Origin of the sequence: Acinetobacter sp. (assembly GCF_041919735.1) — a bacterium.
Taxonomy (GTDB): domain Bacteria; phylum Pseudomonadota; class Gammaproteobacteria; order Pseudomonadales; family Moraxellaceae; genus Acinetobacter.
This window is the reverse complement of the sequence record NZ_JAYRTF010000001.1, coordinates 60,857-78,679: the sequence shown is the minus strand read 5'-3', so window position 1 is coordinate 78,679 and position 17,823 is coordinate 60,857. Positions and strand designations below refer to the sequence as shown.

Here is a 17,823-nt window from a genome sequence, read left to right as displayed (position 1 = left end):
CGAGGCGCAGAAGACTTGGTTGTTCTGCGCCTCATGCAATTTAAACCATTCGATCAAGCAGTCCAATAAAAAGAACAAGGGTTGAAGAATGAACTGGATCAAATTTTCCGCAGTTGCGGCAGGCGGGCTGATTGTTTTATGCCTCATCGTGTTTTTTTTCAAGCCCGAGGAAGCGCGGCCTTCTAAAGTGCCGGAATCATCAAAAGCGCCGCCAGATACGGTGCTGACTGCCGCCCAAGAATCTGGGCCGCAGCATTTGCAGCTGGCACCGCAGCGCCTAAAACAGGCGGATAATCAAACTGAACTCTTGCGCCAGCGTGATCAGCTTTACAGCGAATTTGCAGCCCTTAGCCAAAGCTTGAGTCAGGGTCAAAAACCGGATGTTCAAAAAGTCGAAATGCTGCTGCAAAAGCAGATGCAACTGGTGTCCAGCGGGGTGCTGTCCGCACAAGATGCATTGAATTATTGCCAGTTTTTAAGAAAAATCATGCCTGAAATGCAGGGGCAGCTGAATGGATATATCGATCAACTGGAAAAAATGTAAATTTTAAGATTCTGAATATGCAGTTGAGCAATCAGCTATCGGATGCCTATTTAAAATGAGGAGCATACGCAGCGAATGAGCCGAATTTGATTCCATGGAAATGGATGCGCGAAAATGGAGCTGAACGGCCTAAAGCCTAAATGGGCATTATAATTAATGTCATAAAAACATATGAAAGATGCAGTTTTTTAAACAATCTCGCCCAAGCATACGCTATGTATTTACCCTATAAAAAAATAGGGGAGGCAGTAGATTGGCCAGGCAGATAATCATGCTTTGCATGGGCTTGATAAATTGATATACAAGAAGGTTGAATAGCATAAAAATAGAAACCTGCTCATCAGATTATAAAAAGGACTTAGATGTGATCTCACAAATACTGATCGCCTTGATTGCATTGCTGCATCTTTACTTCCTGATTTTGGAAATGTTTCTCTGGGAACAGCCATCCGGTTTGAAGGCCTTTGGCAATACGCCGGAAAAAGCGAAATTAACCAAAGTGCTGGCGCAAAATCAGGGGCTGTATAATGGTTTTTTGGCGGCAGGTTTAATATGGTCACTGATGGCGGCGCAGCCTTTCGCAGCCATGCTGGGCAACTTCTTTTTAGTTTGCGTATTGATTGCCGGCATCTATGGCAGTTTAACGGCGAGCCGAAAAATACTGTATATACAAGCCTTGCCGGCATTCATTGCGCTGATTGCCTTAAATGCGGGCTGGTAGATTTAAGCGGTGATATGCATCAGAAAGGGAGCAGTTTAAATATCTGGGCTGAGCGTTTTTAATTATTCGTTTTTAAATTATTGAAGAGCGCTGCGTTTTTTATTTGGATTTTGATGAGGATAAAAATGAATAAACGGCCGTTGAAAATGAGTCTACTGATGCAGTGTTCAGTAAATTTACGGAATTAAGCTGACTTTATACTCAAGTTGTCACTTAAATTTGAGTAGCTTCGGGGGCAAGCTGGTTTTTTAAGTCTTTGTACGAAAAGCTATGAAATAAGTATTTGATACTTATTGTATTGATCACGATACAATTGCTTTTCATTACTTTGAAATTAAAATTTAGTATAGTGGTTTAAAATTCTCAAAAATTTACACTTATGTCCGATTTGGCTACAACTTCCCATCGTATTCCTAAATATTTAGCGATCAGAGATGTGATTGCTCATGAAATTGAGTCGGGTCAATTCAGCAGCAATACAAAATTAGCCTCTGAGCGTTTGCTGTCTGAGCAATTTTCAACAACACGAGTTGCTGTTCGGGAAGCATTATTGGCGCTGGAAATGGATGGTCTAATTTACCGTTTAGACCGCCGGGGCTGGTTTGTACGTGCGCCGCGTATTATTTATCGGCCTCAATCCACCCAAAGTTTTAATCAATATGTCCAAGAACAGGGCAGTATTCCAGAGACTGAACTGATTTCAGCTGAACTGTTGACGGTAACAGCATGGGATATGAAGCATTTAAGTCTTAATGCTGGAGATCTGATTTACTCAATTTGGCGCCGCCGCAGAATTAATGGCCGTCCTGTGGTTATAGAACACATTCGTGTAAATGCGGCACTTTTTCCTGAATTTTTAGAACAAAATCTGGAAGACTCAATTACTGTATTAATGGCTGAAAAATATCAGCGGCAGTTAACCCGGGCGCATATACATCTTTATCCAACAGCTTTTTCAGAACAGCAGGCCAAAGCCTTACATGTGAATATGGGGAGCATGGGCTTATATATTTGCCGGACCAATCGTGACCAAAATGGAACCATTACTGATGTAGATCAGGAATATTGGCTACACGATGTACTTGATCTGCATTTTGAAGCGTCAGAATAAAGAAATATAAAAAACAAACTGGTTTAAACCAGATTAATTAAACTGTCATAAACATTTGCTGAAATACTGATTAACAAGAAACCGCATTCATTAGGAATGTCAGATGAGTCAGTATTTAAAACAGTGCAAGAAGAAGATCAGTTTATGTGTCCTAAGCCTTGGTACGGCTTATGTTATGGCAGGATGCACCACGAGTTCAGTTTCACAGGATGCTGAACAAATTACGGTTTATACTGCTGTAGAAGCCGATCAGCTCAAACGCTATCAATGGGAATTACGCAAGGCGCATCCTGAGTTAAAAGTAAAATGGGTGCGTGACTCTACTGGCGTGATTACTGCAAAACTCTTGGCAGAACAAAAAAATCCTCAGGCAGATGCAGTGATGGGCTTAGCCTTGACTAGTTTATTGGTCATGGAAAAAAAGGACATGCTGCAGCCTTACCGTCCGCATAATGTTGAACAGCTTAAAACTGAATTTTATAGTCAAAAAGACATTCCAACATGGACAGGTATGACCGCTTGGGAATCAGCTGTTTGTGTCAATACCGTAGAATTAAAAAAGAAAAATCTGCCTATTCCGCAAACTTGGCAAGACCTGAGCAAACCTATTTATAAAAACATGATTGTGATGCCGAATCCAGCTTCCAGTGGTACAGGCTATTTGGATGTCACTGCATGGATGCAGATTTTTGGTGAAAATCAAGCTTGGTCTTATATGCAGGCACTGGACAAAAATATTTCTCAATATGTTCATTCAGGTTCCAAGCCTTGCAAAATGGCGGCGCAAGGTGAGGCAGTCATTGGTATCTCGTTCGGCTATCCAGGCTTTAAGCTTAAATCCCGCGGTGCGCCATTAGAGATTGTCTATCCTGAAGAAGGTTTGGGCTGGGAAATGGAAGCTTCTGCAATTGTGAAAGGCACCAAGAAATTGAGCAGTGCGCAGAAATTTATTGATTGGACGGTCAGTCAGGCTGCGAACCAAGCCTATGCACAAAATTTCTCTATGGTTGCTCATCAAAATGTCCAAAGCAGCAACACTGACTTCCCTAAAAATTTGTCTGAACAATTGGTCAAAAATGATTTTTATTGGGCGGCAGAACAACGGGACACGATTTTAAAAAAATGGTCAGAACAGTTTGAAAAGTAAATTAAAGGTTCGGTGAGTCATCTGCATTTCTTCAGCAGCGGCTATGTTGATCAGCGGTTTTTGCTCTGAATGTTTAGAGGGTAATGGGAAAAATACACATACCGTTTCATCTAGGCTGAAGCAATGTGATTTAAACAAATGAAATTATAATTAGGCGCAGTATGCAAATTCCAACTCATTTACAAAATGCTCTTCCCCCAAAAAGGGAGTGAGCTGTCAGCAGGACATTTGCTGTCAACCTTAAAAAGTTATCAAACAGCAAATAAAAAAATAGTGCTTGAAGCGGTGGATATTCAAAAATTGTTTGCACAAACCAAAGTATTGGAACACATCAATTTAGATTTAAAAGCAGGTGAGTTTGTCAGTTTTTTAGGGCCATCCGGCTGCGGGAAAACCACATTGCTGCGGATTATTGCCGGTCTGGAACAGCCTGATTATGGGAAAATTATCAAACAAGATGCTGATATTACCCATTTAAATACGGCTAAACGCAAGTGCGGCATTGTGTTTCAAAATTATGCCTTATTTCCGAATTTAACCGTTGCTGAAAACATTGCCTTTGGTTTGCATAAAAAGCTATGGACTGCTGCACAAATTCAAACACGAATTACTGAGTTATTACAGCTCATCGAACTGCCAGATATTGCTCACAAATACCCGAATCAACTGTCAGGCGGGCAGCAGCAACGTGTTGCGCTGGCGCGAGCCATTGCGCCTAAGCCTGATATTTTATTGCTCGATGAACCATTATCTGCCTTGGATGCTTTAGTTCGTTTAAATCTGCGTCAGAAAATCCGTACCATTCAACGTCAGCTCAATTTGCCGGCAATTATGGTGACCCATGATCAAGAAGAAGCTTTGAGTATTTCGGATCGGGTTGCGGTAATGAATAAGGGATTGATTGAGCAGCTGGATACCCCGCACAATATTTACTATAAGCCTCAAACACGTTTTGTTGCGCAATTTATTGGCACAATGAACTTTATGCAGGCGACAGCGATGTCAGCGCATGCTTTAAAGATTGCGGAGCAATATGAATGTGAGCATCTGAGTCTGAATTTTAAAGCCGGTGAGCAGCTGGAGATTGCATTCAGACCGGAAAATGTTGAACTGGTTTTAGAACCTGCTTTGTGTAAAGGACAATTCAATTTGCCGGTCCGTATTTTAAATATGGAGTTTCTAGGGGCAAAACGCCGTCTGTTTTGCGAGCTGAAGCAAAATAACGCTCAAGCCGAAGCAGTTGAATTGCAAATTGATATTGAAAATCAGCAACTCATGAATTTAAAGGATGAGATGTGGCTGCAAATCCCAGTTCAGGCTTTGCATATTTTTGATTTGCAAGGAAGAGCAAGATGTTAAATCAATCGGCTGCAGAAGCCATTTTAAGCAGCAGGAAATCCAAACCCTCATTGTACTCCTTGCGTTCTAGTACAGTGCTGTTTGCGGCTGCGATTTTATTGACATTGAGCTTGATTGCACCGCTGCTGTTATTGTTGCAAAGCGCCTTTTTAGATGAAAACCAGCAATTTGTTGGGCTGGAAAATTTCATTGCTTATTTCTCTAATCCAGCATTGTTGTCATCCATTTTTAATTCAGTCTGGATTGCATGTACCGCTATGCTGCTGACGGTAACTCTGGCGAGTATTTATGCATTTGCCATAACCAATGTGAATATTCGAGGCAAAGCATTTTTTAAAACTGTGGCATTTTTGCCGATTTTAGCTCCGTCGCTTTTACCCTCACTGGCTTTGGTGTATTTGTTTGGACAGCAAGGCGTCTTTAAAGGCTTGCTCGGCAGTACCGAAATTTATGGACCTTTGGGCATTTTAATCAGTTATTGCTTTTGGCTGTTTCCTGCCATGGTGATGCTGATGATGGCGTCATTCCGCAATATTGATCAGCGCTTAATTGAAGCATCCCATTCTTTAGGAAAAACCATCTGGCAAACGCACTGGGCGGTGACTTTACCGGCGATCCGCTATGGACTGGTCAGTGCCTGCCTGGTGGCATTTACCTAGGTTATTACCGATTTCGGCATTCCTAAAGTGATTGGCGGTTCGTTCAATATGATGGCCTTGGATGTCTATAAGCAGATTATTGGTCAGCAGAACATGAACATGGGTGCTGTGATTTCCATTTTGCTGCTTTGTCCTGCTGTGATGGCTTTTATCTTTGATCGCTATCAGAGCCGCCGTCAGGCACGTTTTCAGAATGTCCAGATTCAGCCGTACCGCATCAGGAACAACCCGCGTCTGGAAAAACTACTGACTGTATTTTGCAGTGTAATTGCGGGCAGTATTTTACTCATTGTGATCACGGCTATTCTGGCTTCTTTTATCCGTTACTGGCCGTATGATCTCTCGCTGACTTTGAATCATTACCGTTTTGATTATGTGGATGGCGGCGGTTGGTCGAGTTATTTGAACTCCATTCAGCTGGCGTTCTGGAGTACCCTTGCAGGCACAGTATTGATTTTTATCATCGCTTTGTTTACCGAGCGCTTTAAAGCCCATCCCCTAATTAAAAACTATGTACAGATGTTAGTGCTCCTGCCTTTGGCTGTGCCGGGTCTGGTACTCGGTATTGCTTATATCCTGTTTTTTAATCAGCCAGAAAACCCTATGTCTGTGCTGTATGGTTCGCTGACCTTATTGGTGATTTCAACCGTTATCCATTATTACACGGTGCCGCACTTAACGCTGAGCAATGCCATTAAGCAGATTCCCAGCCAGCTGGACCATGCAGGTCAAAGCTTGGGTGCATCCAATTGGACCATGTTTCATAAGGTCTACTTACCTTTAACTTTTCCTGCGCTGTGTGATGTGTCGGTCTATATCTTTGTCAATGCGATGACCACGGTGTCAGCGGCAATTTTCCTTTATTCACCAGACACCAATCCGGCTTCTGTTGCAGTACTGAACATGGATGATGCTGGAGATACGGTGTCGGCGGTTGCTATGAGTATTTTAATTTTAGTGACTTCCTGTGCAGTCAAATTGCTGCATTGGTTTTTCACCCGAAAAATGATGAAGTCAAGCCAGCGCTGGCGCGAACATCAGCATTAAGCCTTGCAAAACTTTAGCTTTTAAATTTGTTTTAAACCTTAATTTGTAACCCATTTTTTGAACGCTTTTTTAAGAAGGCCTGGGATTTTGCATCCTGAAAATCTTAAAAAGGCATGGAAACCTCAGATGAACACAGCAAAATCAGATTTAATTATTGTCGGCGCAGGTATTTTAGGGCTATCAGCAGCGATTCAGGCCGCTGAACAGGGACTGAAAGTACAGCTCTTTGAAAAAGATGCTCAGCCTGTGGGCGCGACCCGACGTAATTTTGGCATGGTCGGGACTTCAACACTTAGCCGACCAGATGAGGAATGGCGTGAATATGCGCTGGAAACACGCAAGTTTTATCAGCGTATACAGGCACAGCATGACATTTCATTTCAGCAGCGTGATGGCTTGTATCTGTCCAATACGGATTTGGAATGGCAAGTGCTGAAGGAGTTCGCACAAGCTGCGCCAGACTATCAGATTCCCGTAGAGCTGCTGAACCGGCAGCAATTATTTGAGCGGTATGGCTATTTAGATCAAAACGCAAAAATCAGCGGGGCGATGGTTTTTCAGGAAGATTATTCGGTTGAACCGCATCTGGTGGGGAATCGTTTGCTGCAGTATGCAAAGCAATTGGGCATTGAAATTTATTGTAATGCCTGCGTGGTGCGTACCGCATATCACAATGGACAGGCTGAAATTCAGTTGGCTTCAGGACAGCAGTATCGCGCGGATAAAATTTTGATTTGCCACGGTGAAGCTACACAAATCCTATATCCAGAATTATTGCAGCAATTAGGTTTGCAGCGCTGTGCTTTGCAGATGGCATTGACTCAGCCTTTAGCACATCAGTTGAATGCATCTATTTATTCAGGCTTATCCATTTCCCGTTATCCCGCTTTTGAAATTTGCCCAAGCCATCAGGCTTTGACCGAAGAATCACAGCAGGGCCTAGTCAAAGACTTCGGCATTCATATTTTGATTAAACAAAATGAATTTGGACAAATTATTTTAGGCGACAGTCATGAATATCTTCCTGTTCAGGATGCCCCGCAGTTTAGCCAACGTGAAGAAATTAATCAGTTTATTGAGAAATATTGCAAAGAAAATATTGGTTTAAGGCTGCCAGAGATTGCATCTCGCTGGAATGGTTATTACCTCACGCATCCGCAAGAACTGGCGTGTGTGACAGAAGCTGAGCCGAATATTTACCTGATCAGCGCTATTGCAGGCAAGGGCATGACCACGGGTGCCGGTTTTATGAAAAAAGTGCTAGAAAATCATATTTTGTAATCTGGTTTAAACCAGATTGGCTTATATTGTCTTAAATTGAATTGAAAACCTGATAAGGAATTGAGTGATGAATGTGCATATTGAACTGGAAAATAAATATTTGCTTCTGACACCAGGCCCATTGTCGACTTCTCCAGCAGTACGCCGTGTCATGCAGCGTGACTGGTGTACGTGGGATAAAGAATACAACGGCTTAGTTCAGGATATTCGCCAGCGTTTAGTGGCTTTGGCGACAACACAAACTGAGTTGTACAGTGCGGTGCTGATGCAGGGCAGCGGCAGTTTTTCTGTTGAAGCAGTATTGGGATCAGCGATTCCAAGAGATGGAAAAATCTTAATTATCAATAACGGTGCTTATGGCGCACGCATGGTGCAGATGGCGCGCTGTTTAAATATTGATGTAGTTGAACTGGCTTATTCTGAAACTCAGATTCCAGATTTAAAAGATATTGCAGCAGCTTTAGCCGATGCAAGCATTACTCATGTGTCATGTGTGCATTGTGAAACCACCACGGGGCTGCTGAATCCTATTCAGGAGATTGGCCGCATTGTGAAAGCAGCGGGCAAAGTGTGGATTGTTGATGCTATGAGTTCATTTGGCGGTGTGCCGATGGACATTGCAGAGCTTGAAATTGATTTTTTAATTTCAAGTGCCAATAAATGCATTCAAGGGGTTCCCGGTTTTGGCTTTATTTTGGCGAAACGTGAACAGCTGCAAGCCTGCGAAGGTCAAGCGCGTTCAGTGAGTCTGGATTTATATGATCAATGGAACACCATGGAACAGCACAATGGAAAATGGCGTTTTACTTCGCCTACACATGTGGTACGCGCATTTTATCAGGCTTTACTTGAACTGGAACAAGAGGGCGGTGTTGAAGCGCGCTATCAGCGTTATTTGAATAATCAAAAATGCCTAGCGGATGGCATGCAAAAACTTGGTTTTAAATTGGTACTTGATGCTGATATTCCACAGTCACCCATCATTACCACATTCATGTATCCAAGCGAGGCTGATTTTAGCTTCCAGAATCTGTATGACAATTTAAAACAGGCGGGTTTCGTCATTTATCCGGGCAAAGTTACCGATTTGGACTGTTTCCGTATTGGCAATATTGGCGAAGTTTATCTTGACGATATTGAACGCTTGCTCACCGCAATTTCGGGATACCGCCAGCAATAATCAGTTTATTCAGACCTATTTAAATTATATTTTTTAAGGAAAAGCACATGACGACTTCATCTAACACATTACAAGCAGTGGTTTTTGACTGGGCTGGAACAACGGTCGATTTTGGTTCACGTGCTCCAATTTTAGCGTTTATGGCATTGTTTGCAGATAATAAAGTTGAAATCACAATTGAAGAGGCACGTGCACCGATGGGGCTGGAAAAACGAGACCATATTGTAGCCGTACTGGCGATGCCACGTGTGGCCGCAGCATGGAAACAAGCCTATGAGGCAGAGGTGACCGTTGCCGATATTGACCGGTTATATCAGGACTTTATTCCTTACCAGCTGAAATCAATTCCGCAATGTTCACAGCTGATTCCCGGTGCGTTGGAAGCTTTTTCAGATATTCGTGCGCGTGGCGCAAAAATTGGCAGTAATACAGGTTATGCCAGCATGATGATTGGTCAACTGGTCAAGGATGCCGCTGAACAAGGTTATGTACCTGATTGTATTATTACAGCCAGTGATGTGAAGCATGGCCGTCCATATCCAGAAATGTTATGGAAAAACTTAATTGAATTGGACGTTTCAGACATTAAAACTGTGGTGAAAGTGGATGATACAGTTGTCGGTATTCATGAGGGTTTAAATGGAGGCTGCTGGACAGTAGGTCTGGCTGTAAGCGGCAATGAGGTCGGCCTAAGCTATGAAGCATGGAGTGCTTTATCTGAAGCTGAACAAGCAGTATTAAAAGAAAAAGCCTATGCAAAAATGAATGCTTCAGGTGCGCATTATGTGATTGACAGTATTGCAGATCTGCCTGCTGTACTGAATGATATTGAGGAACGCTTAGCGCAGGGTGAAAAGCCTTGAACAATTAAATCAGAGCTAAGAAATGGATATTGAAGCAATATCCATTTCTTATTACTCATTCAAGTATTGGTTTATTCCTTTGTGATATTTACCAGAGCATCGTGTGATAAAGGCGCCTATGATATTTATTTCATTAACTGAAGAACATGCTGATTTTGAAATGTATCGAGACAAAAATCATCATCAATTAACGAGAGTGACTCGTTTCAAGGGCATATGTCCAATTTATTCTTCTGATGTCATCGTTAAAAAGGGTGATGTGTGCTGAAAAAACAGGAGGGTTTAACTTGGTAAACTCTAGACACTCATCAGGAGTTTACCATGAGTAAAAAACAGAAGTTTTATACAGCAGAATTCAAAGCGGAAGTAATAAAAGCCATAGCGGAAAATAAAGGCAATGTTTCAGAAACAGCAAGGCAACTTGGTATTTCAATGCAAACCCTTTCTAATTGGCAAAATAAGGCTAAAGCAGGAACATTGACGGGTACACAACAATATTCACCTGATCTCGTTGCTCTGCTCGAAGAAAATAAAAAGCTCAAACAACAGCTTAAAACCGCTGAAATGGAACGTGAATTTTTAAAAAAGGCAGCAGCGTACTTTGCCAAAGAAAGTCAGTAAGGTACGCCTACATGAAACAATAAAGAAATTCCTTTCCAGTTAGTCTAATGGCTCGATTACTTCATGTATCCGTTTCACGATTTTATGATGGGCTAAAGCAAGGCATGAGTAAAAGATCCATCCAGCGAAATCAACATACGATATTGGTGAAAATAGCGCATAAAGAAACTGAGAAAAGCTATGGTTACATTAGATTAGCCAAGCACTTACAGGCGAAAGGCATAAAAATCAGCCTGTATGCTGTACGTCAGATAAAAAAGCTCAATCAGCTGTATTGTAAGCGTCATAAGCGTTTTAAAAGAACAACGAACAGTGATCACAATCGAGCAATCTATGACAATTTACTTAAGCTGGACTGCACTGAATATGGCGATTCGTAATCAAAAAACATCGAAAGGTTTAATTGTTCATTCAGACAGGGGCAGTCAATATTGCAGTCATGAATATCGAAACATACTTGAAAAAAAATGGTTTTCAGGGTTCAATGAGCAAACGAGGGGACTGTTATGATAATGCACCGATTGAAAGCTTTTGGGGCATACTCAAGAATGAATTAGTGCATCATTGCAATTATAAAACCAGAGAGAAAGCTAAAGCAGATATTACAAAATACATTGAGTTATTTTATAATCAGCGAAGAAATCAAAAGGGTTTAAATTTTAAGACCCCAAATCAAATGGCAGAGGACTTGTATCGGTCCGCTACCTAGAATCTCCCAAGTGAGAGTCTCCTGCTAATTCAGCACACATCACACCATTCGACAACTTCTTTTCAACAGTATATACAAGAGAATGGCGAGTTGCCCTGATAGCAAAGCCAATCAGTTTAAGGTCACGAAAAAAAGTTGTTTACCTTTCGGAATTTCAAAACAATATTGTTGGACTGCCACCACTCTCCTAGACAAATATGGTCTATTCTTTTTGCATAGGAGAAAACATTATGAGTGGACAACGTTATACCCCAGAATTTAAAGATGAAGCTGTTAAATTGATTACCGAACGTGGATATTCTGTCACTGATGTTGCAGAACGTTTAGGCGTATCACAACACAGCATTTATAAATGGCTAAAGGCCATACAGCCTTTACGCAACAACCCCGATGAACATGAATTGCTCGAGGCAAAGAAAGAAATCCTACGCCTTAAAAGTCAGCTCAAACAAACTGAAGAGGAATGGGATATTCTAAAAAAGGCCGCAAGGTACTTTGCAAGTCTGCCCGAGTAAAGTATCAGTTTATCCTGGAATACAGCCATCAATTTAAAATTAAAACGATGTGCCGGGTTCTTAAGATTGCTCGTGTTGGCTACTATGCTTGGTTGCATGAACCCGAATCAGGCAGGACTATTGAAGATAAGCGGTTATTACAGCTCATCCGTTCTTCTTATGATGCTAGTTATGGCATCTATGGTTATCGGCGCATCACGCTAGATCTTAAAGAGTTAGGTGAAAGCTGTGGGCCTAATCGTGTGTTGAAGATCATGAAAAACAATAGCATTGCCGCTGTGCGAGGATATAAAAAGCATAAAAGTTATGGTTATGGTCGCCCTCAGATTGTGCCACCTGACCATTTAAATCGAGAGTTTTTTGTAAACACACCTGATACCTCTTGGGTGACTGATATAACTTACATTCGCACATGGCAAGGCTGGTTATATCTGGCTGTGGTTCTTGATTTATATTCGAGAAAAGTCATCGGTTGGTCAATGAAACCTACGCTTGCCAAGGATATCGTTTTGGATGCACTTCTTATGGCGGTATGGCGACGCAGACCCAATGAGCCTGTGATCATACATTCAGACCAAGGCTCACAATACAGCAGCGGAGACTGGCAGAAATTCTGTCAGAAGCATAACTTAATACCCAGCATGAGCCGTCGCGGCCTTGCGCAGTATACTGCTCATGGGATAATGCTGTTGCTGAATCCTTTTTTAGCAGCTTAAAGAAGGAAAGAATTAAAAAGAGGATCTATAAAACACGAGAAATGGCTCGTGCAGATGTGTTTGATTATATCGAGATGTTTTACAATCGAATTAGACGCCATTCTCATCTTGATGGGATGAGTCCAGAAGCCTTTGAGGCAGCTTCAAAATGAGGCTTTCTCATGTCTAGGATACTGGGAGTAGTCCATGTTTTGAATCTTTTTGAGTTTCGTCAGCATATGGATCGTTCAATTGTTTGATTAGATTCTTAACAAATGAAAGGGTAATGTGTACTTTTTTGTTGGACATTTTCATTTCCTATCAGCACTTGCTGCATAAGCGAACTTTGGTATACATGGAGTATACAAAGATCAAAAAAATGAAAATTGATTTGGTGGGGATTTTAGAATTTTTGTTCATGATTGTTAGAAAACAATCATTTAAAAGCACTCCGAAGATGCCGCTGCAATGTCGTTGCCCTGAACCCGATGAGTTCAAGGTGGACACGACGCATACTTGCTGGGTTTCCCATACGAGATGGGCATACACTCTAAATATGCAGAACGCAATCCATAAGTTTAAGTATCGGCAGGGGAATTAGACGCCGCTGGCGAACACCTCAGAGTTAAGGCAAGTATAACGAATTCGGCGCTGTTGGCAAATCACTTGCGGTATTTGATGCGTAAACTTATTTTATTTGGCTGCGCTTTATGCAAAAAATCCCGCTTATTCAGCGAGATCTTTAGCTTCTTCCAAAATGCTCTGCAGCAAGCGCTCACAGTGCTCATATTCCTGCAGGCTTTTGTTCATGCTCAGCACTTCCTGCATCAGTTCCAGCGCAACCATGATAATCAGCTTGCTGGGCTCCATGCGCGGCGCTTTGCGGCGGAATTCATCATATTTTTCATTTAACAGCTGGGCTGCGCGTTCTAAATCTGCCTGCTGGCCTGCTGTGGTCGCCAAGCGGAAGTTATGGCCTAGAACTTTTAAATCGACAGCAATTTGTTCGCTCATGCTTAAACTTCCTCGTTTGCGTCAGTCGGATGGGCCAGTTGCTGAATTTCCTGCGCATGTTGGTCTTGCGCCGTGCCTAAAATGGCCAAACGCTGAATAATGGCTTCCACTTTGGCTTTGGCATGCTCATTTTTTTGCAGCAGGCGCTGGCGTTCTTGCTGCAGCGACTGAATTTCCTGAGCCGCATGACGCTGCTCATTTTGCAATTTTTCCTTCATGATACGCAGTTCATTGCGCTCGGCCAGAATTTCCTGAAAACGGTTTTTTAAATCGGTGCAGCTTTTTTCCAAACGGCTGTAACGGTCAGCCAAAGAGCTTGCATCATTATTGAGATGCTGAAATTGAGAGCGCGATTCCGTCAATTGCTCTGTCAGCGTATCAATTTCTTCTTGTTTTTGAGTGATGATGCCGTTTTTATGCACAATTTGCGCATGATGCTGTTCATTTGCAGAATCTTTATCTTCCGCAAGTGAGGTATTTTCACTTTCATATTGCGCAAGCTTGGTTTTTAAAACGCTCAAGTGCGCTTGCAGATGCTGTAATTCTTCTAACATATCGTGGTCGCACAGTATGGCAAACAAAGGTAATATATAAGAAGTATAGAGATTGGATAAACGAATGCAAGACGATATTTCAGGTTGGTCAGAATGGGACCGCAATTTCAGCGAAATCGAAGAGATTTCCAGCCCAAGCGAACTGCACGGCTTGCTGACAGGCATTGTCTGTGTCACTGAAGTGCCGACCCGCGATGAATGGCAGCAAATTTTAGCGACACTTGAAGTGACTGAGATCAGCGAAGAAGCGATTGCGATTTTAACCGACGAAACTGAAGACATTGCGCATGCGCTGTCTGAAGATGAATTGGACTATTTGCCGCTGCTTCCAGATGATGAACACAGCTTGTCTGAACGCGTGCAAGCCCTTGCAGACTGGTGCGCCGGCGTAGTTTTAGGCTTTGGCTTGGCTTCTGGCCATTTGCGCGCTGAAGAGCAGGAACTGATTGAACATCTGCAGGATGTCGCATCGGTTGAATTTGACGAAGCCGACGATGATGAAGAAGGCGAAGAAAGCTATCAGGAGCTTTATGAGTTCGTGCGCTTGATTCCGATCAGCCTGTCGATGGGCCGCAAGAAAATTCCGGTAACGGAAAGCCCGCTTTTACAGCTGTTTTCTGCTAAAAAATCGGCTGAAGCAAATAATGTTGTAGAAATGTTTACACCGCACCGCCCAAGCTGATTTTGGGCATTGAATTCCATTTAATCCATTTTTAAGAGAGACAAGAAGCATTCAGATGAAGAAATTGACTCAAGCCGATTTTGAGGAACGCCGCGCCATTTTAGCCGGCGAAATGGGGCTGCGCAGCATTGCAATCATTGCAACCAGCAAAGAAGCAATGCGCAACCGCGATGCAGACTATAAATTTCGAGCGGACAGCAGCTTCTTTTATCTGACGGGTTTTGCCGAACCTGAAGCGGTTGCGGTGATTGAAACGTTTAATACGGAAGATGAAGGCTATAGCTACAGCTTATTTTGCCGTGAACGCAACCGCGAAATGGAAATCTGGAATGGCTACCGCACCGGCATTGACGGCGCGGTTGACGATTATGATGCAGATGAAGCGTTTGCGATTGATTTGCTGGATGAAGAAATTCTAGAGAAACTGCAAAATAAGGACAAAGTATTTTACCGCATTGGCCATGAAGCGGACTTTGATGTGCGCGTGGCGAAATGGGTGGCAAAAGCCAATGCCGATTCACGCAGCGGCGCATCTGCGCCAGCACAGCTGATTCAGCTCGACCGCATTGTGGATGAGATGCGCCTGTGCAAATCTGAAGCGGAATTGGATCTAATGCAGATCGCCTCGGATATTTCAGCAGAAGCGCATACCCGTGCCATGCAAACCGTTAAACCGGGCATGATGGAATATGCGCTGGAAGCGGAGCTGAATTATGTATTTGGCAAAAACGGCTGTGTTCCATCGTATAACAGCATTGTCGGCGGCGGTGAAAACGGCTGCATTCTGCATTATGTGGAAAATGACAAAGAACTGAAAGACGGTGATTTGGTGCTGATAGATGCTGCCTGTGAATATCAGCTGTATGCTTCCGACATTACCCGCACGTTCCCAGTTAACGGTAAATTCAGTCCAGAGCAAAAAGCGCTGTATAACGTGATCCTCAAGGCGCAAATAGCCGCCATTGATGCGGTGCGCATTGGCAATTCATACAAAGAGCCGCATGCCGTTGCGGTGCGCATTATGGTGCAAGGCTTGCTGGATTTAGGCCTCATGCAGGGTAATATCGAAGAAATTATTGCTAATGAAAGCTACCGCCAGTTCTATATGCACGGCACAGGCCACTGGCTGGGCATGGACGTGCATGATGTCGGCTCATACAAGCAGGATGGTGAATGGCGCGCGTATGAAGAGGGCATGGTGGTCACGGTTGAACCGGGCCTTTATATTGCGCCAGATGATGACAGCGTGGATGAAAAATGGCGCGGGATTGGCATACGCATTGAAGATGATGTGGCCGTCACTCAAGCCGGTCCGCGTGTTTTAACCGCTGCGGTGGTGAAATCGGTTGAAGAGATTGAAGCCTTAATGGCGAAGTAAAATTCACGAAATAAAAAAGCCGGTCAGATGACCGGCTTTTTTTTGTGTAAATAATTGATTATTCTTATAAAAAATGAGACTTTATTACCTAAATAATAAGTAAACTGATTGTAATATGGTTTTTTCTACTGTTAGAAGGCTGATACTTTTATTACCTATACTTTGTGCTTTTATTGCTTGTTCAAAAGTAGAAAAACAAGCTATTCCTTTAGAAGGTGAGACTGTCACGTGGAAAATTACATCAGGATCCGAGCTCATTATTCATACAGTATTAAAAGAAAGATTGATACTTACTAAAGAGCATAAGAAATCAATTTATTACCGCCCAGAACAAGAAAAATATTTAGGCCAATTCGCTATAGATTATGTTCCTCCCAAGCTAAAAAAAATCACAGCACAAGAAGCATTGGCACTGCCCGTTAAATCAGGAGATCTTAGATTTAATTTGATGCTGAATGGGGCAAAAGTCCAAGCGAAAGGATATATGGATTTTATTCAAAGTGAACTTGATCACAAAGATCAAGTGCGGGTTATCCTTAGCAATCAACCTATGGGTTTTAATCCTTTAGCACTGACAAAAGAATACTATGTGGAAATTAAAAATGATCGGACTAAAATTTATGATCCTGAGTTTTCAAAGAAATATGGTCTAGAGTGTTTTAAAAATAGAGATATCAATCAATTAGAATGTTTTGGTAAATCAAGTAATAAACGCGTATCTGGAGTTCTATTTCGAATTTCACGAAATTTAAAGAATAAAGTAATTGCGTATTCGATAGAACCTCAATATGGCGCTATTAAGGTTGAATGGCAAATAGATTTAAGTAATTTAAAACATTGGAAAGAAGTGGATGCCAACATTTGGCGATTGTTGGAGGCATGGAATATATCTCCAACAGAATTAAATGATAATCATAAATTAACTGATCACCATAAAAAAGGTGATTTAGTTGCATGGGAAGTTACTCCTGAACTCAGGATTAAAACAAAGCTTGGTGAAAGAGAAATTACACCTTACAAATATCCTTCTACGCGTAGATTTTTAGGTCAATTCTCAATAGATTCAAAACCCCAAAATTATCAAATATCAAAACTCGATTCTGTGGAACAAGCTTCTGACCGAGAGCATCCAATGGAATTTAATTTATTATTAAATGGACAAAAAAACTTAGCTATTCATGGGTTTTATAATAAAAATATTGAAAATCAGGTAAAAGTTTTGGTAACCAATTTAAGCGAGCTGGATAAAGATCAAGACGTTCAAAAAAATGCACGAACTCCACGGGATTGGATTGATTATTTACTATCTACTGGATATGTGAAAAATGATCATTTGTCAGAAACGTATCACTTAGAATGTTATTCCCTTAAAAATAAACCAGCTCATATTTCGAGGTTAGATCACTGTATTGGCATATCTAATAGCCCTGAAAAAAATGACTTTATTTTAAAAATTTATGCAGCTTTAGATAATAAAATTATTGTGAATAGTACTGTTGAGACAAAGAGTTATGGGCATATTTCAGTTGAATGGCAAGTACCTGTCAGTTCATTAAAAGACTGGAATAAAATTGATCAAAATATTTGGCGATTGTTAGAAGTTTGGAATGTTCGAGATAATTTGAATTAATTAAAATATGTTTGAAAGCCGTTTTAATCTTAATTGGAATTGCTAAAGAGAAATTTATTCAAAAAGCCGGTCAGATGACCGGCTTTTTACTGCAGATCAGACATTGAAATTAA

Annotated in this window: 12 protein-coding genes, 1 other RNA gene and 4 pseudogenes; 14 read left to right on the top strand and 3 right to left on the bottom strand. The window is 41.8% G+C overall.

Going from position 1 to position 17,823, the window contains the following annotated elements; all coding sequences use genetic code 11:
- Window positions 1-88 precede the first annotated feature (88 nt).
- The 11 genes and pseudogenes from ACE3T3_RS00360 (at window position 89) to ACE3T3_RS00310 (ending at window position 12,625) form a co-directional block, all read left to right on the top strand.
- The gene (locus ACE3T3_RS00360; protein ID WP_374663023.1) at window positions 89-544 is read left to right on the top strand and encodes a hypothetical protein; all 456 of its coding nucleotides are present in this window, start codon (window positions 89-91) and stop codon (window positions 542-544) included.
- A 364-nt stretch (window positions 545-908) separates the two neighbouring features.
- Entirely contained in the window at window positions 909-1,265 is a 357-nt protein-coding gene (locus ACE3T3_RS00355; protein WP_374663022.1) for a DUF1304 domain-containing protein, read from the top strand.
- A 379-nt stretch (window positions 1,266-1,644) separates the two neighbouring features.
- Window positions 1,645-2,376, top strand: coding sequence for a UTRA domain-containing protein (locus ACE3T3_RS00350; RefSeq protein ID WP_374663021.1), 732 nt, complete (start codon window positions 1,645-1,647; stop codon window positions 2,374-2,376).
- A gap of 175 nt (window positions 2,377-2,551) precedes the next feature.
- Complete coding sequence (locus tag ACE3T3_RS00345; RefSeq protein ID WP_374663221.1) at window positions 2,552-3,523, top strand: putative 2-aminoethylphosphonate ABC transporter substrate-binding protein; 972 nt, start codon at window positions 2,552-2,554, stop codon at window positions 3,521-3,523.
- A gap of 161 nt (window positions 3,524-3,684) precedes the next feature.
- A pseudogene (locus ACE3T3_RS00340) lies at window positions 3,685-4,882 on the top strand (ABC transporter ATP-binding protein).
- Window positions 4,876-6,588, top strand: a pseudogene (locus ACE3T3_RS00335) (putative 2-aminoethylphosphonate ABC transporter permease subunit). Before ACE3T3_RS00340 ends, ACE3T3_RS00335 begins: the two co-directional pseudogenes overlap by 7 nt.
- A 126-nt stretch (window positions 6,589-6,714) precedes the next feature.
- Window positions 6,715-7,869 (top strand): TIGR03364 family FAD-dependent oxidoreductase, encoded by a 1,155-nt coding sequence (locus ACE3T3_RS00330; protein ID WP_374663020.1) that lies wholly within the window; start codon window positions 6,715-6,717, stop codon window positions 7,867-7,869.
- A 67-nt stretch (window positions 7,870-7,936) separates the two neighbouring features.
- Complete coding sequence (gene phnW / locus ACE3T3_RS00325) at window positions 7,937-9,049, top strand: 2-aminoethylphosphonate--pyruvate transaminase (protein ID WP_374663019.1); 1,113 nt, start codon at window positions 7,937-7,939, stop codon at window positions 9,047-9,049.
- A gap of 47 nt (window positions 9,050-9,096) precedes the next feature.
- Window positions 9,097-9,912 carry a phosphonoacetaldehyde hydrolase gene (gene phnX / locus ACE3T3_RS00320; protein ID WP_374663018.1) on the top strand — a complete coding sequence of 272 codons (816 nt, stop codon included), beginning with the start codon at window positions 9,097-9,099 and terminating at the stop codon, window positions 9,910-9,912.
- A gap of 321 nt (window positions 9,913-10,233) precedes the next feature.
- A pseudogene (locus tag ACE3T3_RS00315) lies at window positions 10,234-11,242 on the top strand (IS3 family transposase).
- Window positions 11,243-11,472: 230 nt separating this feature from the next.
- Window positions 11,473-12,625, top strand: a pseudogene (locus tag ACE3T3_RS00310) (IS3 family transposase).
- A gap of 271 nt (window positions 12,626-12,896) precedes the next feature.
- Here ACE3T3_RS00310 and ssrS read toward each other — a convergent pair.
- From ssrS to ACE3T3_RS00295, 3 genes are all read right to left on the bottom strand, one after another.
- A non-coding RNA gene (gene ssrS / locus ACE3T3_RS00305) (6S RNA) lies at window positions 12,897-13,081 on the bottom strand.
- A 97-nt stretch (window positions 13,082-13,178) separates the two neighbouring features.
- Window positions 13,179-13,466, bottom strand: a complete 288-nt coding sequence (locus tag ACE3T3_RS00300; RefSeq protein WP_374663017.1) for a cell division protein ZapA — start codon at window positions 13,464-13,466, stop codon at window positions 13,179-13,181.
- A 2-nt stretch (window positions 13,467-13,468) separates the two neighbouring features.
- Window positions 13,469-14,020 carry a hypothetical protein gene (locus tag ACE3T3_RS00295; RefSeq protein WP_374663016.1) on the bottom strand — a complete coding sequence of 184 codons (552 nt, stop codon included), beginning with the start codon at window positions 14,018-14,020 and terminating at the stop codon, window positions 13,469-13,471.
- 64 nt (window positions 14,021-14,084) lie between these two features.
- Here ACE3T3_RS00295 and ACE3T3_RS00290 point away from each other — a divergent pair, with 64 nt between their 5' ends.
- The 3 genes from ACE3T3_RS00290 (at window position 14,085) to ACE3T3_RS00280 (ending at window position 17,710) form a co-directional block, all read left to right on the top strand.
- Window positions 14,085-14,702 carry a UPF0149 family protein gene (locus ACE3T3_RS00290; protein WP_374663015.1) on the top strand — a complete coding sequence of 206 codons (618 nt, stop codon included), beginning with the start codon at window positions 14,085-14,087 and terminating at the stop codon, window positions 14,700-14,702.
- 55 nt (window positions 14,703-14,757) lie between these two features.
- The gene (gene pepP / locus ACE3T3_RS00285) at window positions 14,758-16,080 is read left to right on the top strand and encodes a Xaa-Pro aminopeptidase (RefSeq protein ID WP_374663014.1); all 1,323 of its coding nucleotides are present in this window, start codon (window positions 14,758-14,760) and stop codon (window positions 16,078-16,080) included.
- A 115-nt stretch (window positions 16,081-16,195) separates the two neighbouring features.
- Complete coding sequence (locus ACE3T3_RS00280; RefSeq protein ID WP_374663013.1) at window positions 16,196-17,710, top strand: hypothetical protein; 1,515 nt, start codon at window positions 16,196-16,198, stop codon at window positions 17,708-17,710.
- Window positions 17,711-17,823 lie beyond the last annotated feature (113 nt).

Bases quoted from the DNA above. Each gene is read 5' to 3' on its own strand.
- ACE3T3_RS00300 (WP_374663017.1), bottom strand. From the start codon at position 13,466: ATGAGCGAACAAATTGCTGTCGATTTAAAAGTTCTAGGCCATAACTTC.
- phnX (WP_374663018.1), top strand. From the start codon at position 9,097: ATGACGACTTCATCTAACACATTACAAGCAGTGGTTTTTGACTGGGCT.
- phnW (WP_374663019.1), top strand. From the start codon at position 7,937: ATGAATGTGCATATTGAACTGGAAAATAAATATTTGCTTCTGACACCA.
- ACE3T3_RS00290 (WP_374663015.1), top strand. From the start codon at position 14,085: ATGCAAGACGATATTTCAGGTTGGTCAGAATGGGACCGCAATTTCAGC.
- ACE3T3_RS00295 (WP_374663016.1), bottom strand. From the start codon at position 14,020: ATGTTAGAAGAATTACAGCATCTGCAAGCGCACTTGAGCGTTTTAAAA.
- ACE3T3_RS00345 (WP_374663221.1), top strand. From the start codon at position 2,552: ATGGCAGGATGCACCACGAGTTCAGTTTCACAGGATGCTGAACAAATT.
- pepP (WP_374663014.1), top strand. From the start codon at position 14,758: ATGAAGAAATTGACTCAAGCCGATTTTGAGGAACGCCGCGCCATTTTA.
- ACE3T3_RS00330 (WP_374663020.1), top strand. From the start codon at position 6,715: ATGAACACAGCAAAATCAGATTTAATTATTGTCGGCGCAGGTATTTTA.
- ACE3T3_RS00350 (WP_374663021.1), top strand. From the start codon at position 1,645: ATGTCCGATTTGGCTACAACTTCCCATCGTATTCCTAAATATTTAGCG.
- ACE3T3_RS00360 (WP_374663023.1), top strand. From the start codon at position 89: ATGAACTGGATCAAATTTTCCGCAGTTGCGGCAGGCGGGCTGATTGTT.
- ACE3T3_RS00280 (WP_374663013.1), top strand. From the start codon at position 16,196: ATGGTTTTTTCTACTGTTAGAAGGCTGATACTTTTATTACCTATACTT.